Annotated in this window: 20 protein-coding genes; 12 read left to right on the top strand and 8 right to left on the bottom strand. The window is 33.6% G+C overall.

What is annotated here, in order from left to right:
* Positions 1 to 61: 61 nt before the first annotated feature.
* The 5 genes from FYC62_RS02920 to FYC62_RS02940 all read right to left on the bottom strand — a co-directional run bounded on the left by FYC62_RS02920 (position 62) and on the right by FYC62_RS02940 (position 4305).
* Positions 62 to 253: a cold-shock protein gene (locus FYC62_RS02920; protein WP_026904784.1), complete on the bottom strand. Its 192-nt coding sequence runs from the start codon at positions 251 to 253 to the stop codon at positions 62 to 64.
* A 211-nt stretch (positions 254 to 464) separates the two neighbouring features.
* On the bottom strand, positions 465 to 656 hold the full coding sequence (locus tag FYC62_RS02925; RefSeq protein ID WP_039451762.1) for a cold-shock protein: 192 nt from the start codon (positions 654 to 656) through the stop codon (positions 465 to 467).
* Between the two features lie 134 nt (positions 657 to 790).
* A complete protein-coding gene (locus FYC62_RS02930; protein WP_039451759.1) occupies positions 791 to 1117 on the bottom strand; it encodes a DUF3276 family protein in 327 nt (108 codons plus the stop codon).
* 90 nt (positions 1118 to 1207) lie between these two features.
* The gene (locus tag FYC62_RS02935; protein WP_149073852.1) at positions 1208 to 2998 is read right to left on the bottom strand and encodes an ABC transporter ATP-binding protein; all 1791 of its coding nucleotides are present in this window, start codon (positions 2996 to 2998) and stop codon (positions 1208 to 1210) included.
* Between the two features lie 134 nt (positions 2999 to 3132).
* The gene (locus FYC62_RS02940) at positions 3133 to 4305 is read right to left on the bottom strand and encodes an IS4 family transposase (RefSeq protein ID WP_149073853.1); all 1173 of its coding nucleotides are present in this window, start codon (positions 4303 to 4305) and stop codon (positions 3133 to 3135) included.
* A gap of 210 nt (positions 4306 to 4515) precedes the next feature.
* On the opposite strand from FYC62_RS02940, the gene FYC62_RS02945 reads away from it, so the two are divergent.
* From FYC62_RS02945 to FYC62_RS02980, 9 genes are all read left to right on the top strand, one after another.
* Positions 4516 to 5604: a Glu/Leu/Phe/Val family dehydrogenase gene (locus tag FYC62_RS02945; protein WP_039451755.1), complete on the top strand. Its 1089-nt coding sequence runs from the start codon at positions 4516 to 4518 to the stop codon at positions 5602 to 5604.
* Between the two features lie 51 nt (positions 5605 to 5655).
* Complete coding sequence (gene nusB / locus FYC62_RS02950; protein ID WP_149073854.1) at positions 5656 to 6597, top strand: transcription antitermination factor NusB; 942 nt, start codon at positions 5656 to 5658, stop codon at positions 6595 to 6597.
* Positions 6598 to 6605: 8 nt separating this feature from the next.
* Positions 6606 to 7037, top strand: coding sequence for a DUF1573 domain-containing protein (locus tag FYC62_RS02955; RefSeq protein WP_039451751.1), 432 nt, complete (start codon positions 6606 to 6608; stop codon positions 7035 to 7037).
* Between the two features lie 14 nt (positions 7038 to 7051).
* On the top strand, positions 7052 to 7351 hold the full coding sequence (yajC, locus tag FYC62_RS02960) for a preprotein translocase subunit YajC (RefSeq protein WP_039451858.1): 300 nt from the start codon (positions 7052 to 7054) through the stop codon (positions 7349 to 7351).
* 87 nt (positions 7352 to 7438) lie between these two features.
* The gene (locus FYC62_RS02965; protein WP_149073855.1) at positions 7439 to 8386 is read left to right on the top strand and encodes a YbbR-like domain-containing protein; all 948 of its coding nucleotides are present in this window, start codon (positions 7439 to 7441) and stop codon (positions 8384 to 8386) included.
* Positions 8386 to 8982: a dephospho-CoA kinase gene (gene coaE, locus FYC62_RS02970; RefSeq protein ID WP_205943764.1), complete on the top strand. Its 597-nt coding sequence runs from the start codon at positions 8386 to 8388 to the stop codon at positions 8980 to 8982. Before FYC62_RS02965 ends, coaE begins: the two co-directional genes overlap by 1 nt.
* A complete protein-coding gene (locus tag FYC62_RS02975; protein WP_149073857.1) occupies positions 8979 to 9917 on the top strand; it encodes an MBL fold metallo-hydrolase in 939 nt (312 codons plus the stop codon). Before coaE ends, FYC62_RS02975 begins: the two co-directional genes overlap by 4 nt.
* Entirely contained in the window at positions 9917 to 10075 is a 159-nt protein-coding gene (locus FYC62_RS17010; RefSeq protein WP_168199362.1) for a DUF5522 domain-containing protein, read from the top strand. Before FYC62_RS02975 ends, FYC62_RS17010 begins: the two co-directional genes overlap by 1 nt.
* A 13-nt stretch (positions 10076 to 10088) precedes the next feature.
* Positions 10089 to 10538 carry a MarR family winged helix-turn-helix transcriptional regulator gene (locus tag FYC62_RS02980; protein WP_149073858.1) on the top strand — a complete coding sequence of 150 codons (450 nt, stop codon included), beginning with the start codon at positions 10089 to 10091 and terminating at the stop codon, positions 10536 to 10538.
* 1 nt (position 10539) lies between these two features.
* Here FYC62_RS02980 and FYC62_RS02985 read toward each other — a convergent pair whose 3' ends face one another.
* The 3 genes from FYC62_RS02985 to FYC62_RS02995 are packed head-to-tail and all read right to left on the bottom strand — an operon-like array spanning position 10540 to position 12541.
* The gene (locus FYC62_RS02985; RefSeq protein ID WP_039451737.1) at positions 10540 to 11244 is read right to left on the bottom strand and encodes a ZIP family metal transporter; all 705 of its coding nucleotides are present in this window, start codon (positions 11242 to 11244) and stop codon (positions 10540 to 10542) included.
* Positions 11241 to 11813, bottom strand: a complete 573-nt coding sequence (locus FYC62_RS02990; protein ID WP_149073859.1) for a phosphatase PAP2 family protein — start codon at positions 11811 to 11813, stop codon at positions 11241 to 11243. Before FYC62_RS02990 ends, FYC62_RS02985 begins: the two co-directional genes overlap by 4 nt.
* Positions 11810 to 12541, bottom strand: a complete 732-nt coding sequence (locus FYC62_RS02995; RefSeq protein ID WP_149073860.1) for an SAM-dependent methyltransferase — start codon at positions 12539 to 12541, stop codon at positions 11810 to 11812. Before FYC62_RS02995 ends, FYC62_RS02990 begins: the two co-directional genes overlap by 4 nt.
* Positions 12542 to 12656: 115 nt before the next feature.
* Between FYC62_RS02995 and glmM the strand changes: the two genes are divergently transcribed.
* From glmM to FYC62_RS03010, 3 genes are all read left to right on the top strand, one after another.
* Positions 12657 to 14039: a phosphoglucosamine mutase gene (glmM, locus tag FYC62_RS03000; RefSeq protein ID WP_149073861.1), complete on the top strand. Its 1383-nt coding sequence runs from the start codon at positions 12657 to 12659 to the stop codon at positions 14037 to 14039.
* Between the two features lie 214 nt (positions 14040 to 14253).
* A complete protein-coding gene (locus FYC62_RS03005; RefSeq protein WP_149073862.1) occupies positions 14254 to 14649 on the top strand; it encodes a four helix bundle protein in 396 nt (131 codons plus the stop codon).
* Between the two features lie 95 nt (positions 14650 to 14744).
* On the top strand, positions 14745 to 15878 hold the full coding sequence (locus tag FYC62_RS03010) for a cysteine desulfurase family protein (protein WP_149073863.1): 1134 nt from the start codon (positions 14745 to 14747) through the stop codon (positions 15876 to 15878).
* Positions 15879 to 15887: the final 9 nt, after the last annotated feature.

Genomic DNA, 15887 nt, shown 5'->3' on the forward strand with positions numbered 1-15887 from the left:
CACAATAATTGCGATGGCTTTTGTAATGACTTTAAATGTTTAATTATATAAAAAGCTGCAATTAAGCAAGTCTTACATTAGCAGCATTTAATCCTTTTTTACCATTTTGAAGGTCGAAAGTTACTTCGTCATTTTCTCTGATATCATCTACCAGACCCGAAACGTGTACAAAATACTCATTGTTTGTTCCGTCTTCTTTAATAAAACCAAAACCTTTGGTAGAATTAAAGAACTTTACTGTTCCATTATTCATGTTATAATTTTTAATTGAGGCAAATATAATAAAAATAAAAATGTAAAACTAATTTTTAATAAAATTAATAATTGGTTAAAATTAAAAGCTATATATTATTTATTTAACTCTGTAGGGATAATGGGGGAGTTGATTAAACAAAAAAGCCCTTGTTTCTATGAAACAAGGGCTTTGATGACTTTAAATGTGATCTATATTAAGAGACCTGCAATTAAGCAAGTTTAACATTCACTGCATTTAATCCTTTTTTTCCGTCCTGTAGGTCGAAAGTAACTTCGTCATTTTCTCTGATTTCGTCAACCAGACCTGAAACGTGTACAAAGTATTCTTTGCTCGTTCCATCTTCTTTAATAAAACCAAATCCTTTGGTTGAGTTAAAGAACTTTACTGTTCCATTGTTCATTGTAATTGTTATTAATTATATCAAATGTATATATAATAATTTAGAATTACTATTGTTTTAAATTTTCTCTAAAAATATGACAATAAAAAAGCCATGAAGGCTATTTATGGCTTTATATCGTTTAAAGGCAATAATTAAATCTCGAAAGAGAAATCGTCATCTACCTTTTGTGGTGCCCCATCAGGGTTATATTCGTATCTTTTTTCTACAACTTCTTGGTGTGATTTTATATAATCTACCGTTTCTGCAAGACCTTCAGCAAATTTCTCAAAATCTTCTTTGTAAAGGAAAATCTTATGTTTTACAAATACACCGTCTTCTAGTCTTTTTTTGCTTTCGGTTACAGTAATGTAATAATCATTTGATCTTGTTGATTTTACATCAAAAAAATAAGTTCTTTTTCCTGCTCTTACTTTTTTAGAAAAAACCTCTTCTCTCTCTTTGTTTTCGTAATCTCCCATTGCTGTTGTCAAGTTTTTAGTTTTGATTGGTTAAATAAAGAAAGAAAAAACTAAAGTTCCAAATAATTGTTAAAGCAAATTCATTAAAAATCAACTAATCTGCTCTTCTTCTAGCAATTGCTTCTCATATAAATCATAATACAAGCCTCTTTTAGCCAATAAACTTTCATGATTTCCAATTTCAGCAATTTCCCCTTGCTCTAAAACGATAATTTTATCAGCATTTTTTATGGTAGATACCCTATGCGCAATGATGACACTGGTTTTATGACGCATAATTTTCCCTAAATTATTTAAAATGGTTTCTTCTGTTTTGGTATCAACAGCAGATAAGCTATCATCAAAAATGAGTATTTGTGGAGCGTTGATGATGGCTCTGGCGATAGAAACACGTTGTTTTTGTCCGCCCGATAAGGTAATGCCTCTTTCTCCAATAAAAGTTTCAAATTGCTGGTCAAACTCCATAATGTTATGGTAAACAGCAGCATCTTTAGCTGCTTGTTCTACTTTAGGCATATCCATCTTATCTAAACTGAAAGCAATATTGCGGGCAATCGTATCAGAAAATAAGAAAACCTCTTGCGGTACAAAACCAATCTGACTGCGGTAGTTTTCTAAATTTAATTGATGAATAGGAGCGCCATCAATTAAAATTTCTCCTTTATCAATATCATACATCCTTAATAAAAGATTAGCCAGTGTAGATTTTCCAGAGCCTGTTTTACCAATAACAGCTAGTATTTCTCCAGATTTTACATCAAAGCTTACATTTTTTAAGGCTTCAATACCCGTATCCGGATAGGTGAAATTAACATTCTGGAATTGTATATCTCCGCTAATGGTCTTGGTTATGGCTTGCGGATGCGTAGCAATGTCTGGTTTTATGCTTAAAAAATTATTGATTCTTTTTTGTGATGCTGCAGCCCTCTGGATTAAAGAAGTTACCCATCCTAAAGACATCACCGGAAAGGTTAACTGGTTTACATAAATGATAAATTCAGCAATATTACCAGCTGTAATTTTTCCTTGCATAACCTCAATACCTCCCATATAAACGGTTATGATGGTACTTAAGCCAATCATCAATAACATAAAAGGATAAAATAAAGCTTGTACTTTAACTAGGGATAATGATTCTGATTTATAACCTTCGCTTTCTTTTGCAAAACCTGCTCTTATTTGTTCTTCTCTGCCATAAGATTTAATTACCCTAATGCCTGCAAAAGATTCTTGTACGTAAGAAGATAAATCGCTTAAGCGTTCCTGTATTTTCTCGCTTTTTAAGTTGATGATGCTGTTTACGTAATAAATAGCAATGGCTAATATAGGTAGAGGAGCTAAACAATATAGGGCTAGTTTTAGGTTAACACCTACCATAGTTATAATAATAAGTGCAAACAGTACAATGGTATTAATGGCATACATGATAGCCGGACCAACATACATTCTTACCCTACTCACATCTTCAGTAACACGGTTCATTAAATCTCCGGTGTTGTTTTTTCTGAAGAAAGCCATATCCAACTTCTGATATTGGTTATAGATGTCGTTTTTTAAATCGTACTCTATATGCCTAGAGGTAAGGATAATAGTTTGCCTCATGAAAAAGAGGAAAATACCACGAGTTAAAGCCATTAACAACACGAGCAAACCAAAAAATAACAGGCTGGTGCCAAATAAATCGTAAATAATTTCTTGCCTGTTGAAGCCAGAGAATAACCTGTATAAAGCTATATTTTCATTCACCAAGTCTAATGCCAAGCGAATAATTTGAGCAGGTACAACAGCAAAAAAGTTAGAGATGATAACGAATAGGATACCTGGTATAAGTTTCCAGCGGTACTTAAAGAAAAATTTATTGAGATAAGCTAATTCTTTCATGGATTTCATCAAAGTTACAGCATTATTTTGTTTATCACATTTAGTTTTTAAAACAAGATCAATACTGTCCTAAACGTTTATGAAAACATCAAAAGTAACGCAATAGCTTAAAATTTATGAGATAAAAATAGATTTCAGAAAAGAACCCCTTGAATAACTTGTTTATCTTTTAGCTCATCGGGTTCTTCAAAAGGCCTATCGAGCCAATTCTGTAGATTTATTTTCACAAATATGTTAAGTCTGATAAATGCGATAAGGTTGGAGAGCTGCCATCCATATTTAGCCATTGCTTTAAGTGCTTTAAGGATGAGGATGGTAATTAGCGCTGTCCATATCTGTATCATCACGGCATTTTCTGTGGTTCCGATAAATGATTTGATATGCAGGTTCTGTTTGATCTCTCTAAAAAAGATTTCAATCTGCCATCTGCTTTTATAAAGCTCACTGATGGTGTTTGCTGTCCAATACATTTGATTGGTAATAATTTCTATAGTTTGTTCATTTTTATCATCCCAAACAGCCACTCTTCTTAAGTTTTTGGGATAGCTGTCCTTTGATTTTGCGGTTTTAAGCTCAATAATCTCGTCAATCAGGATATTCTTATGCCTGTTCTCCGGCAATATATTTTCCTTAACTGTAGTATATTGGAGGTTTTCTTTATGTCTGATCACAAAAAATACGCCGTTGCTGTCCCAAACATTCAGCAGGGCAAAGTCATTATAGAATCGGTCTGCAACAATAACACTTCCTTTGTGTAAAGGCACATCATAAGCTCCTTTGTTATCCGCAGTTTTGCCGTTGGTAATATTGACATATGCTGGTAGATTGCCATCATAATCAAGCAGAGTATGCAGTTTAACCGCTCCTTTAGCTGTTTTGTACCTGGCCCAATCAAATAGAGAAAGACACAGACTGATAGTAGTGGAGTCTAACAGGAAGATTTTGGACTTAATCCTGAACTTTATTTGTTTAAAGCCTGCCTGCTGTCCCAAACTTTCTAACAGTATGAAATAATAGGACTTGAAGATGTTATAGTCCCTGTGCTTGTTCTGATAGCTTACACTAGATTTAGATGGAGCTTTTTGAATACCTAAATGATTGAGGTTGCCAGTAGCTGAACGAAGACCGTTACTAATATCACGTACCGATTGGCTTTTGGCAAACTGGCAGAACAACATCGATACTAGATGTGTCCAGCTTGTATAACCTTTATTATGTTTGTCGCTCTGAGATGTAGATACCAGTTTGTTGAACTTTGAACGCTCAAGTTTTGATATGATTTGGGAGAATAGTGTTACATTTACCATTGAGAAAGGGTTTGTTTTTGTGCAACCTCAAAGGTAACGATGAGTTAAAACTTTCCTTTCTCCTTTTTTATTCGTTTAGGACGCTATTGAAACAAGATATAAAAATGGCTATCCATTAAAATTGTTACGCTCTTGGCTGTTACTGTATATGAAATTCAAAAAAAACAGCTACTTTTGTCAAAGATCTTCGGGTTCAATTATATTGATTTTATGTCGTCTGTACGTTTAGAAGAAAGTTCCGTATTTAGCCAATTAGGCTTATTAAATCACCAGCAAGTTGTATTTTGTAACGATGAAGAAACTGGTTTAAAAGCTATTATCGCTATACATAATACTGTTTTGGGGCCTGCCCTTGGAGGTACCAGAATGTGGGATTACGCTACAGAGGCTGAAGCTTTAAATGACGTTTTGCGTTTATCGCAAGCCATGACTTATAAAGCAGCCATTACCGGTTTAAACTTAGGAGGTGGTAAAGCGGTAATTATTGGCGATAGCAGAAAAGACAAAAACGAAGTGATGATGCGCAGATTTGGACGTTTCATCCAAAACTTAAACGGTGCTTTTATTACCACACAAGATGTAGGAACCAGTCCTAAAGATATGGAGTACATCCGTATGGAAACTAAATATGTAACCGGTATACCTGAAGTAATGGGTGGAAACGGAGATTTATCTCCTGTTACAGCAAAAGGTGTTTTCATGGGAATAAAAGCCTGTGTTAAAGAAATGTTTGGGACAGATTCTTTAGCAGGAAGAACCGTTGCCGTACAAGGAACGGGGCATGTAGGCGAAAACTTGGTAAGTCTTTTAAGGGCAGAAAATGCTAAAGTTTATGTAAGTGATATAAATGAAGAGCGATTGATAAAAGTAGCTCGTCAATACGGTGCAGAAGCAGTAAACAACAGTCGTTTATTTGATATAGATTTCGATATTTATGCTCCTTGTGCTTTAGGTTCTACCGTAAATTCAGAAACCATAGCTAAAATGAAATGTGCTATTATAGCAGGTTCTGCCAATAACCAATTGGCAGATGAAAAAGCTGATGGACAACTACTTTTAGAAAAAGGCATTTTATATGCACCAGATTACTTAATTAATGCTGGAGGTTTAATTAACTGCTACTCTGAATTAGAAGGTTACTCTAGAAAAAGAACCATGCAACTTGCAGAAAACATTTATGAGGCAACCAGAGAAGTGTTAAAAAAATCAAAAGAAGAAGAAATTCCAACTTACTTAGCTGCTAATAAAATAGCAGAGAAGAGAATTGCAGATATTAGAAAAATAAAATCATCAAATTAATTATACCCAAACAAAAATTAGGTTTTTTAAAACCAAATCGTTCTTTAAAATATGTTAAATAGAAGGCATTTAAGAGTAAAAGTAATGCAAACGTTGTATGCATTTCAACAAACCGAGTCTACAGATTACAGGCTGCAAGAGAAAAATCTGCTAGCAAGTGTAGATAAAGTATATGAAATGTATATCAGCTTATTAGCTTTAATTAATGATGTTGTACAATATGCAGATATTGATGCCATAGAAAGGTCTAACAAGCATTTGCCTTCAGAAGAGGATTTAAATCCGAATCTTAAAATATTAAATAATTTATTTATAAAACTTTTGCTAGACTGTGAAGATTATCAGCAGGCTATAAAAAAGTATAGAACTTCTTGGGATTTTGATCCAGAACTTGCCCGTTCTTTATTTGCATCTTTAAAGGCTTCTACAGAATATCAGGAATACATCAAAGCTGAAGGCCAAGATTTACATACTGATAAAGATATCATCAAATTTATTTTCAAGAAAATCATCTTAAAATCTTCTTTAGCACAATCTGCTTTAGAAGAAAAACATATCAATTGGCAGGTAGACCAAGATGTTTTACAGGCCATGATTGCTAAAACCTTAAAGAATTTCTCTTCTTTAGAGGGAGACCATAAATTAGCGCAAATAAGCTCTAATTGGGCAGAAGATAAAGAGTTTATCATAGATTTATTTCATAAAACTGTGGCTAACGAAGCGTCTTTTCAAGAGCTTATTGCAGGTAAAACAAAGAATTGGGAAGCAGATAGAATTGCCATGATGGATGTCATCATCATGAAAATGGCTATCGCAGAAATGATTTACTTTTCTAGTATCCCGGTTAAGGTTACCATTAATGAATATCTTGAAATAGCAAAAGAATTTAGTACACCTAAGAGTAATTCATTCATAAATGGTATTTTAGACAAAATATTTGAGGAATTAAGCTCACAAAACAAAATAAGAAAATACGGAAGAGGTTTAAATTAAGAAGCGATATGAAAAAATGTTTTTTAGTACTAGGTGTTGCTATTTTTCTTTTTACAGGATGTAGCAATAATGGTTCAACAAAAAGTGATACTAACAGTGCTGATACTACCAGCGCATCTACTAAAGGTGCGGCAGCTATTACTTTTAAAGAAGGAACTTATGATTTTGGTAAGATAAAAGATGGCGAGAAGGTATCTCACGACTTTGTTTTTGAAAATACAGGAGAAGCACCTTTGATTATCTTAAATGCAACAGCAACTTGTGGTTGTACAGTTCCAGAATGGCCAAAAGAACCAATTGCAGTTGGCGGTACTGCAAAAATTACCGTAGTTTTTGATAGCGCAGGTAAAGTTGGCTTACAAGATAAAGTGGTAACTATTTTGGCTAATACCGTTCCAAACACCACACAAATACACTTAATAGGAGAAGTAACTCAATAAATTAAATGATAGATATGTTAAATTTTGTTTTATTACAAGCAGGCAGCGGAGTAATGCAATTCCTTCCAATGCTATTAATCGTTGTGGTTTTCTATTTTTTCATGATTAGACCACAAATGAAAAAAGCTAAAGACCATAAAAAGTTTGTTGCTGAATTAAAAAAAGGAGATAAAGTAATTACCACTGCCGGTATACACGGTAGAATTGTTGATTTAAATGAAACCACTATAGTTGTAGAAACAGAAGGTGGTGGTAAAATCAGATTTGAAAAAGCGGCAGTTTCTTTAGAATCTTCTAAAAGCTTAAATAGCTAATTAAAAAAGTAAATTAAAGATGCCGTTTTGATATATTCGAAACGGCATTTTTGTTGTAAATAAACAAATAGCCTTAATTTTTAATCTATGTCAATCATCCGGTTATCTGCAGCAGAGCGTAAAAAAATAAGTATCTTTTTTACTTGTTTGCTTTTAGCTGTTACCGCCTGGATGTTTTACTCCCTATCTCTTAAATATGATTATCAGCTTAAAACGTTGGTAACATTTAAAAATTTACCTCAATACAAAGCTTTTTACCCTTTACAGTCTGATACGGTTATGCTAAACGTACAAGGTACAGGCTGGCAGCTTTTATTTAATAGAATAGGAGTAGGTTCTAAAGAGATAAAAGTAGATTTAGCTTCCTTAGAAAAGCAGCATTTTGTAACTTTTACCGAGCAATTGCCAACCATCAATAAACAGTTTTCATCTTTACAAAAAATCATCAGCGTACAGCCAGATACTCTTTTCTTTGATTTTACAACTCGGAAAGTTAAGCGTGTACCTGTGAAGTTTATTGCTGATGTTAATTATAAAAAGCAATTTGGGCAATCAAAAGATACCAAATTAAAGCCTGCTTATGTTACCATAACTGGTCCTCAAGAGCAATTGCAGCGCATTAGTTATTGGGAAACAGATACTTTCAGGAAGAAAAATGTAGACGCTTCTTTATCCTCAAAGGTATATTTACAAGAGCCTTCAGAACCTAATATCAGCTTATTTCCACTATCGGTAGAAATGCAGCTGCCTGTAGAAGAATTTACAGAAAAAGTGATCACTATTCCAGTTAGGGTTATCAATAACCCAGATTACCAGCAGGTTAAAATCATCCCTGAAAAGGTTAGCCTTACGGTGATGGTTGCGCTTTCTTATTATGCCGATATTACTGAAGAAGACTTTACTGTAACGGCTGATTTAAGTTTATGGAGAAGATCTGGTGCTAACAAGCTTCCGGTTGTCATCAGAAATAAAAATGCTTATGTTAAGATAAGTCAGGTAATTCCTCAGCAGGTAGATTTTATGATTCTTAAATAATGATGAAAGTAGGAATTACAGGCGGTATTGGTAGTGGCAAAACCACAGTATGTAAGTTTTTTGAGCTTCTTGGCATTCCTGTTTTTTATGCTGATACAGCAGGGAAAGAATTGATGTTAAGTGATTTAGACGTAAAAAAAGCTGTCGTTAATTTATTTGGAGAGGCTGCTTATTTCCCAGATGCTAGCTTAAATAGGAAATATATAGCTGATATTGTTTTCAAGGATAGTCAAAAATTAGATGCTTTAAATGCTATTATTCATCCCGCTGTTAAAAATGCCTTTTTACTTTGGAGCGAGGAACAAAAAGCGCCTTACGTTTTAAAAGAAGCAGCTTTACTTTTTGAAAGTAAATCTTATTTAGATAATGATTATAATATTTTAGTTTCTTCGCCAGTAGCGTTACGGATTCAAAGGGTAATGGCAAGAGACCAAACCAGCAGAGAAAAAGTTTTAGAACGTATAGAAAAGCAGCTTCCAGAAGAAGAAAAAGAAAAACTTGCTGATTTTTTTATCCTCAATAATGAGGAATTACACCTCATACCACAGGTCTTAAAATTACATCAGCAATTGATGCTTTTAGCTCAACAGAAATGATTATAGATGATTTTTTAGTCCTTAAACCAGAAGGAATATATTGCCGATACGCTGATTTTTATTTAGATCCACAATTACCAGTACAGCATGCCGTAATTTCTCATGCACACGGAGACCATGCAAAGGCTAACAACCACAGCGTTTATTGTACCGCATTTACCAGAAAGTTAATGGAGCTTCGTTATAAAAAACAAGCCGCTAAAGATTTTATCCTTATCCATTATCATCAAGAGTTTTTTATTAAGGATGTGAAGCTAACTTTTTATCCGGCTGGGCATATTTTAGGTTCTGCCATGATAAAGATGGAATATCAAGGCTGCTCTTATTTATATACTGGTGATTATAAGTTACAAGAAGACGCTACCTGCGAGCCAGCCGAATTGGTTAAAGCCGATGTTCTGATTACCGAAACTACCTTTGCAAATCCAGAAATACAACATCCAAACGTAGAGGATGAGATAAAAAAGTTAAATAAAATAGAACAAAATATTATTCTTGGAGTGTACGGTTTAGGTAAAGCACAAAGGATTACAAGTTTAATAAACCAGTTTTGTCCACAAAAAGAAGTTCATCTTCATTATGCTATTTATCCAATACATCAGCTTTATGAAACTTTTGGGTACCAATTAGGTAAATATCAATTATATAATAGAAAAAGTTTAAAACAAAATCAGTTACATCAAGTATATTTAGTGCCACCATTAACTTTTAATAGTTATACAAGAGCTAAAGGAGTAGCTAGGGTATTTGCCTCGGGATGGAAATATTTACAAAAAGGTAATGATGCTGCTTTATATATTTCTGACCATGTAGATTGGAACGATATTTTGTATACCATAAAAGAGGTTAAACCTAAAGAAATTTGGACTTTACATGGTGATGGTATGGCACTTAAACAATATTTTAAAAAGGATTTAGTAGTTAAGTTGCTTTAATGTTGGTAGAAAATATTGATTATTATATTAACGAAGATGGTAATTTTGTATTTACAGAAGCTTACCATTTAAAGCGTGGCTATTGCTGTAAAAACGGATGTAAACATTGCCCTTGGTCTTATAAAAAAGAAAAGCCTGATAAAAATATAAAGAAGTAAACTTGCTTAAATTATGGAATTAGAAAAAGAGATATTTAGCAAAGGTTTTGATAGTTTTTACAATAAAGCTATCGTGAATATTCTTTACACACATGGTTGGTTAAGCAATCATTTAAAAAGCGAATTAGATAAATCTAATATTACTCCGCAACAGTATAATGTTCTTAGAATTTTAAGGGGACAACTTCCTAATCCGGCCACTATAAACTTATTAAAAGAACGTATGTTAGATAAAATGTCTGACGCCTCTCGTATAGTTGATCGTTTGGTTCAGAAAGAACTGGTTAAACGCTCTATCAATAAAAAAGATAGGAGAGCGGTTGATATCATCATTACTGATAAAGGGCTGAAATTGCTAGAAAGTATCCCTATGGAAGCACATGTTATCAATATTTTGAAAAACAATCTTTCAGAGGAAGAAGCAAAACAATTGAGCGATTTATTAGATAAATTTAGAGGTTAATTTAGTGTAAAAGGTAACCTACTAAAGCTAATAACAATCCTAAAGACACGGCTAAAGTCTTTTTTAAAGTAAAACGATGATCTACCGTAGATTCAAATAATATGGTGGTAGAGATGTGTAAAAATATACCAATTACAATACCCATAATAGAAGAATAATACTCGCCCAATAAAGCCCCATTTTTAAGAGAAAAGCTAAATAAATAGCCAAAAGGCGACATTAAGGCGAAAACAATCAATAAAATAGAGGTTGTTTTCTTGCTGATGTGGTTGCTTAATAAAACACTTCCTAGTGCAAAAGCGGCCGGTATATGGTGAATTGCAATTCCTAAAACCAATTCTTGATTATGAGCCGCTGCAATAGGCATTCCTTCTAAAAAAGCATGCAAACTTAAACTCAGCATAATTCCCCAAGGAAAGCTTTTCTGATGGCTGTGTTTATGGATATGGCCATGCTCAATACCATCAGAAAATTGCTCTAATAGTATTTGTAAGATAAAACCTCCTAAAATAAATAGGCCAACTTCATGGTTATTCCCTTGGTAAACATCAGGTAAAAGGTGTAAAACGGTTATGGCAAACAAATAAGCACCACTAAAAGCTAAAATAAGTTTAAGCCTTTGCGGATGATCTTTTTTAACAAAAAATACAGAAAAACCGCCTATGATTGCTCCGGTTGTAAGGATAAAGAGGATTAAATAATTCATGATTGCGTAGAAAGAGCAAAATATTTTTGATATAATTTAGCTATACCAAAGCCAATAAAAGAACCTAATAAAGCACCAACAGTAATATCTACAGGGAAATGTACCCCAACATAAACTTGGGCAATAGCTATAGAAGCTGCCCAAATAACACCTGTTATTAAAGTGTTTTTCCAGCGTTTTCTAAATATGGTGATAAGAAATACAGCTATTGCGAAATGGTCGGTAGCATGAGTGGAAGGGAAGCTTAAACCAGAACCACAAGGAACCCTACTGATTACCTGTTCTTTAAGCGCTGTATTATTGCAAGGCCTTACTCTTTTAAAGGCAGGTTTTAAGATACTGGCACTTCCAAAATCTGCTATAGAAACGCTAATAGCTAAAAAAATAACCAGATATAAACCTTTTATTTTATACCATTTGATAGCGAAAAATATAATAGCTAAATAAAGCGGAATCCAAGTGTATTTATTACGCAAGATAGGCATCAGGAAATCAAAAACTGGATTACTTAAGCCCTTATTGATAGCGAAAAATAGCTGATGGTCTAGTTGTATAAGCTGTTCTATCATATTTTTTTACAAACAAAAATAAGTCTATCAGATTGATTGATATCAAACTCATTTAATTGATAATCGCCAAAGGTATGAGATATTTCTAAGCCAGCTAGTTTAAACATCCTTTCAAAATCTGCTAGTTTAAAATCTCTTACTTCTTCTTTAAAAGAATAATGTTTAGCATGATGTTCAAAATCTATAGTTTTGATAATCTTACCCTCTTTAACCATTCTGCTGATATGAAATTCTATACCATCTACATCTTTTATTTCTCTTAAAACCAGTTTATTGATGATTTTCTGACTATTCATATAATCAAAAACTAGTTTGCCATCCGCTTTAAGCGATTTACGGAAACTTTTAAGCGCATTGATATGCTCTTTTTCTGTCTCAAAATACCCAAAGCTGGTAAACAGGTTAAAGGCAAAATCAAAATAATTGATGTAAAATAGGTGGCGCATATCATGCACTAAAAAGTGCAAGCGGCTATTTTCAAAAGAGTGTGCGTATTTTATATTGGCAATAGAAAGGTCTATTCCGCTAACGTCAAATCCTTTTTTATTGAGGTAAATGGCATGTCGGCCTCTGCCACAAGCAATGTCTAGCATTCTTGATTCTTTGGCAGGCTTTAGCAAAGTACAAAGGTTATCAATAAAAAGTTCTGCCTCTTCATCGTCTCTTTGTTTGTAAAGAATATGATAGAAAGGCGAGTTAAACCAATTCTGAAACCACTTTTTCGGCATAAATAACAATATTTTAAGAGTTGCAAATATAGCTAATTAAGCTTTCAATTTGTTTTTATCCCCAATATTAAGAATTGCAAATGCTTATGTTTATTTTTGCCCAAAATATACGATCGTGACTTTAATAAAATCAATCTCAGGAATAAGAGGTACTATAGGTGGTAAAGCAGGAGACGCTTTAACCCCATTTGATGTTGTGAAATTTACTGCCGCTTTTGGTAGCTGGGTAATACAACAAGGTGGCAATAAGAAGATTGTAGTGGGAAGAGACGCTCGTATTTCGGGAGAAATGGTGAGAAACTTGGTTGTAGGTACTTTACAAGGTTTAGGTATTGATGTTGTTGATTTAGGTTTATCTACCACACCTACAGTAGAAATTGCTGTACCCGATGAACAAGCCGGTGGAGGTATTATCTTAACTGCTAGCCACAACCCAAAACAGTGGAACGCTTTAAAATTATTAAATCATAAAGGCGAATTTATCAATGATGATGAAGGTAAAAAGGTTTTAGAAATTGCAGAAAGCGATGCTTTAACTTTTGCTGATGTGAATGATTTAGGTACTGTTAAATTTGATGATTCTTATCTTCAAAAACATATCGATAAAATTTTAGCATTGCCTTTGGTTGATGTTGAAGCTATTAAAAAAGCTAATTTTAAAATAGCTGTAGATGCTGTAAACTCTAGCGGAGGTATTTATGTACCCGCTTTATTAAGAGCTTTAGGCGTGGAAACAGTTTATGAACTCTATTGTACACCTGATGGGCATTTTCCTCATAATCCAGAGCCATTACCAGAAAACTTAACCGAAATTTCTAAAGTAGTGGTACAAAACAGAGCAGATTTAGGCATTGTTGTAGACCCTGATGTTGATAGACTTTGTTTTGTTTGTGAAGATGGTTCTATGTTTGGCGAGGAATATACTTTGGTAGCTGTTGCTGATTATATCTTAAAACATAATCCAGGTAATACGGTTTCTAATTTGTCTTCTACCAGAGCGCTAAAAGACGTTACGGAAGCTGCCGGTGGTATTTACAAAGCTTCTGCGGTAGGTGAAGTAAATGTTGTTAACCTGATGAAAGCAGAAAACGCTGTAATTGGTGGTGAAGGAAATGGTGGAATTATATATCCAGAATTACATTACGGAAGAGATGCTTTAGTTGGAATTGCTTTGTTTTTAACGCATTTAGCTAAATATGGTAAGTCTATTTCTTTGTTAAGGAAAAGCTATCCATCTTACTTTATTTCAAAAAATAAAATCACGCTTACACCAGAAATGGATATCGATAACTTGTTAAAGCAAGTTGAAGAAAAATATAAAAACCAGCCTTATTCTACTATAGATGGTTTAAAAATAGAATTTGATAAACAATGGGTACACCTACGCAGGTCTAATACAGAGCCTATCATCAGGATTTATTCTGAAGGAGATTCTGAAACTGTTGCAGATAACCTAGCTAATAAGATTATTGCAGATATTAAGGAGATATTGAAATAATATTGATTGATTTTTGAATGATAGAATGATAGATTAGATATTGAAGTAATATTGATTGATTTTTGAATGATAGAATGATAGATTAGATATTGAAGTAATATTGATTGATTTTTGAATGATAGAATGATAGATTAGATATTGAAGTAATATTGATTCATTTTTTAACAATAGAATAACTGATTTTGTATAGTGATTAACTGATTAGAATTAATAAATGGAAAGAATAAGTAAATCTGAATTTGCAGATGTTTTTAAGTCTAGAACCAAGCAATTCGTAATAGACAATATTGCACTTTTCAGGTTGCTTCCTAAAACAGAAGAAGCTAAAATAATAGGTAAGCAGTTATTAAGGTCTTCATCTTCAGTTGGTGCAAATTATAAAGCAGCTTGTAGAGCAAGGTCAAAAGCAGAATTTTATTCTAAATTATCAATTGTAGTAGAAGAGGCTGATGAAAGTGCATTTTGGTTAGAAGTTTTGGTTGAAAGTCAAATTTTAAAAATTTTACACGTAGAACGACTTTTAAAGGAAGCAAATGAAATCTTAAAAGTAGTTGCTTCAGCAAGAAAAACAGTATCAGTAAATAATAAGAAATTATTTATCATTCAATAAATATTCATTCAATCAAAAATCACTCAATCATTCAATAAATATTCACTCAATCAAAAATCACTCAATCAATAAATAAGTAATCACTCAATAAAAAAATGACCTGTGTATATTTAGATAATGCTGCAACTACGCCGCTTGATAAGGAGGTGATGAAGGCTATGGTAGAAGTGATGGAGCAAAGTTATGGCAACCCGTCTTCTATACATGCGCATGGTAGGGAGGTAAGAACTATTGTGGAGAAGGCAAGGAAAAACGTTGCCAACTTGCTTCATACAGCCCCGGCAAATATATTTTTTACTTCCGGAGGTACAGAGGCAGATAATACAGCTATACGTTCTGCTATCCAAGATTTAGGAATTACTCACGCCATCACTTCAAAAATAGAGCATCATGCTGTTGGGCATACTTTAGAAATGCTCGAGAAAACAGGTAAAATAACCCTTAGCTATGTGGATATTGATAGCAAGGGAAATATAGATTTTACCCATTTAGAGGAGTTATTAAGCAAAGCTGATAGATCTTTAGTGTCTTTAATGCATGCTAATAATGAGATTGCCACCATTACCGATATTGAAAGCGTAGGAGAACTTTGCGAGCAATATGGCGCTATTTTTCATTGTGATACAGTGCAAACCATGGGGCATTACCCTTTTGATGTAAGTAAGCTAAAGGCACATTTTGTTGTCTGTTCTGCCCATAAGTTACACGGCCCCAAAGGTGTAGGTTTTTTATATGTTCATCCATCTATCAAAATAAACCCTATGATTTATGGTGGTTCGCAAGAGCGTAATATGCGTGGCGGAACAGAAAATGTTTATGGCATAGCAGGTTTGTCTAAAGCGCTTTCTATCGCTCATGAGCATATGCAAGATCATCGAGAGCATATACAATCGCTCAAAACATATATGATGGAACAGTTAAAAGCAGCTATCCCAAATATCCATTTTAATGGAGAAACAGCTGCTGATAAAAGTTTATATACCGTTTTAAGTGTTTGTTTTCCGGAGATGGATATGGCAGATATGCTCTTATTTAATTTAGATATCAATGGTATTTCTGCATCGGGTGGTAGTGCATGTTCATCAGGAACGGATATTGGCTCGCATGTGCTTACAGCTATTGGTGCAGATGCTAACCGACCATCAGTAAGGTTCTCCTTTTCTAAACTTAATACCAAAGAAGAGATTGATTATGTGGTAGAAAAGGTTAAAGAAGTATATAAACTGTAAGTCTACTGG

This window comes from Pedobacter aquae (genome assembly GCF_008195825.1).
Classification (GTDB): domain Bacteria; phylum Bacteroidota; class Bacteroidia; order Sphingobacteriales; family Sphingobacteriaceae; genus Pseudopedobacter; species Pseudopedobacter aquae.

What these genes read in the sequence shown, in the direction of transcription:
- FYC62_RS02920 (WP_026904784.1), bottom strand. Translation starts at nt 253, where the DNA reads ATGAATAATGGAACAGTAAAGTTCTTTAATTCTACCAAAGGTTTTGGT.
- FYC62_RS02925 (WP_039451762.1), bottom strand. Translation starts at nt 656, where the DNA reads ATGAACAATGGAACAGTAAAGTTCTTTAACTCAACCAAAGGATTTGGT.
- FYC62_RS02930 (WP_039451759.1), bottom strand. Translation starts at nt 1,117, where the DNA reads ATGGGAGATTACGAAAACAAAGAGAGAGAAGAGGTTTTTTCTAAAAAA.
- FYC62_RS02935 (WP_149073852.1), bottom strand. Translation starts at nt 2,998, where the DNA reads ATGAAAGAATTAGCTTATCTCAATAAATTTTTCTTTAAGTACCGCTGG.
- FYC62_RS02940 (WP_149073853.1), bottom strand. Translation starts at nt 4,305, where the DNA reads ATGGTAAATGTAACACTATTCTCCCAAATCATATCAAAACTTGAGCGT.
- FYC62_RS02945 (WP_039451755.1), top strand. Translation starts at nt 4,516, where the DNA reads ATGTCGTCTGTACGTTTAGAAGAAAGTTCCGTATTTAGCCAATTAGGC.
- nusB (WP_149073854.1), top strand. Translation starts at nt 5,656, where the DNA reads ATGTTAAATAGAAGGCATTTAAGAGTAAAAGTAATGCAAACGTTGTAT.
- FYC62_RS02955 (WP_039451751.1), top strand. Translation starts at nt 6,606, where the DNA reads ATGAAAAAATGTTTTTTAGTACTAGGTGTTGCTATTTTTCTTTTTACA.
- yajC (WP_039451858.1), top strand. Translation starts at nt 7,052, where the DNA reads ATGTTAAATTTTGTTTTATTACAAGCAGGCAGCGGAGTAATGCAATTC.
- FYC62_RS02965 (WP_149073855.1), top strand. Translation starts at nt 7,439, where the DNA reads ATGTCAATCATCCGGTTATCTGCAGCAGAGCGTAAAAAAATAAGTATC.
- coaE (WP_205943764.1), top strand. Translation starts at nt 8,386, where the DNA reads ATGATGAAAGTAGGAATTACAGGCGGTATTGGTAGTGGCAAAACCACA.
- FYC62_RS02975 (WP_149073857.1), top strand. Translation starts at nt 8,979, where the DNA reads ATGATTATAGATGATTTTTTAGTCCTTAAACCAGAAGGAATATATTGC.
- FYC62_RS17010 (WP_168199362.1), top strand. Translation starts at nt 9,917, where the DNA reads ATGTTGGTAGAAAATATTGATTATTATATTAACGAAGATGGTAATTTT.
- FYC62_RS02980 (WP_149073858.1), top strand. Translation starts at nt 10,089, where the DNA reads ATGGAATTAGAAAAAGAGATATTTAGCAAAGGTTTTGATAGTTTTTAC.
- FYC62_RS02985 (WP_039451737.1), bottom strand. Translation starts at nt 11,244, where the DNA reads ATGAATTATTTAATCCTCTTTATCCTTACAACCGGAGCAATCATAGGC.
- FYC62_RS02990 (WP_149073859.1), bottom strand. Translation starts at nt 11,813, where the DNA reads ATGATAGAACAGCTTATACAACTAGACCATCAGCTATTTTTCGCTATC.
- FYC62_RS02995 (WP_149073860.1), bottom strand. Translation starts at nt 12,541, where the DNA reads ATGCCGAAAAAGTGGTTTCAGAATTGGTTTAACTCGCCTTTCTATCAT.
- FYC62_RS03005 (WP_149073862.1), top strand. Translation starts at nt 14,254, where the DNA reads ATGGAAAGAATAAGTAAATCTGAATTTGCAGATGTTTTTAAGTCTAGA.
- FYC62_RS03010 (WP_149073863.1), top strand. Translation starts at nt 14,745, where the DNA reads ATGACCTGTGTATATTTAGATAATGCTGCAACTACGCCGCTTGATAAG.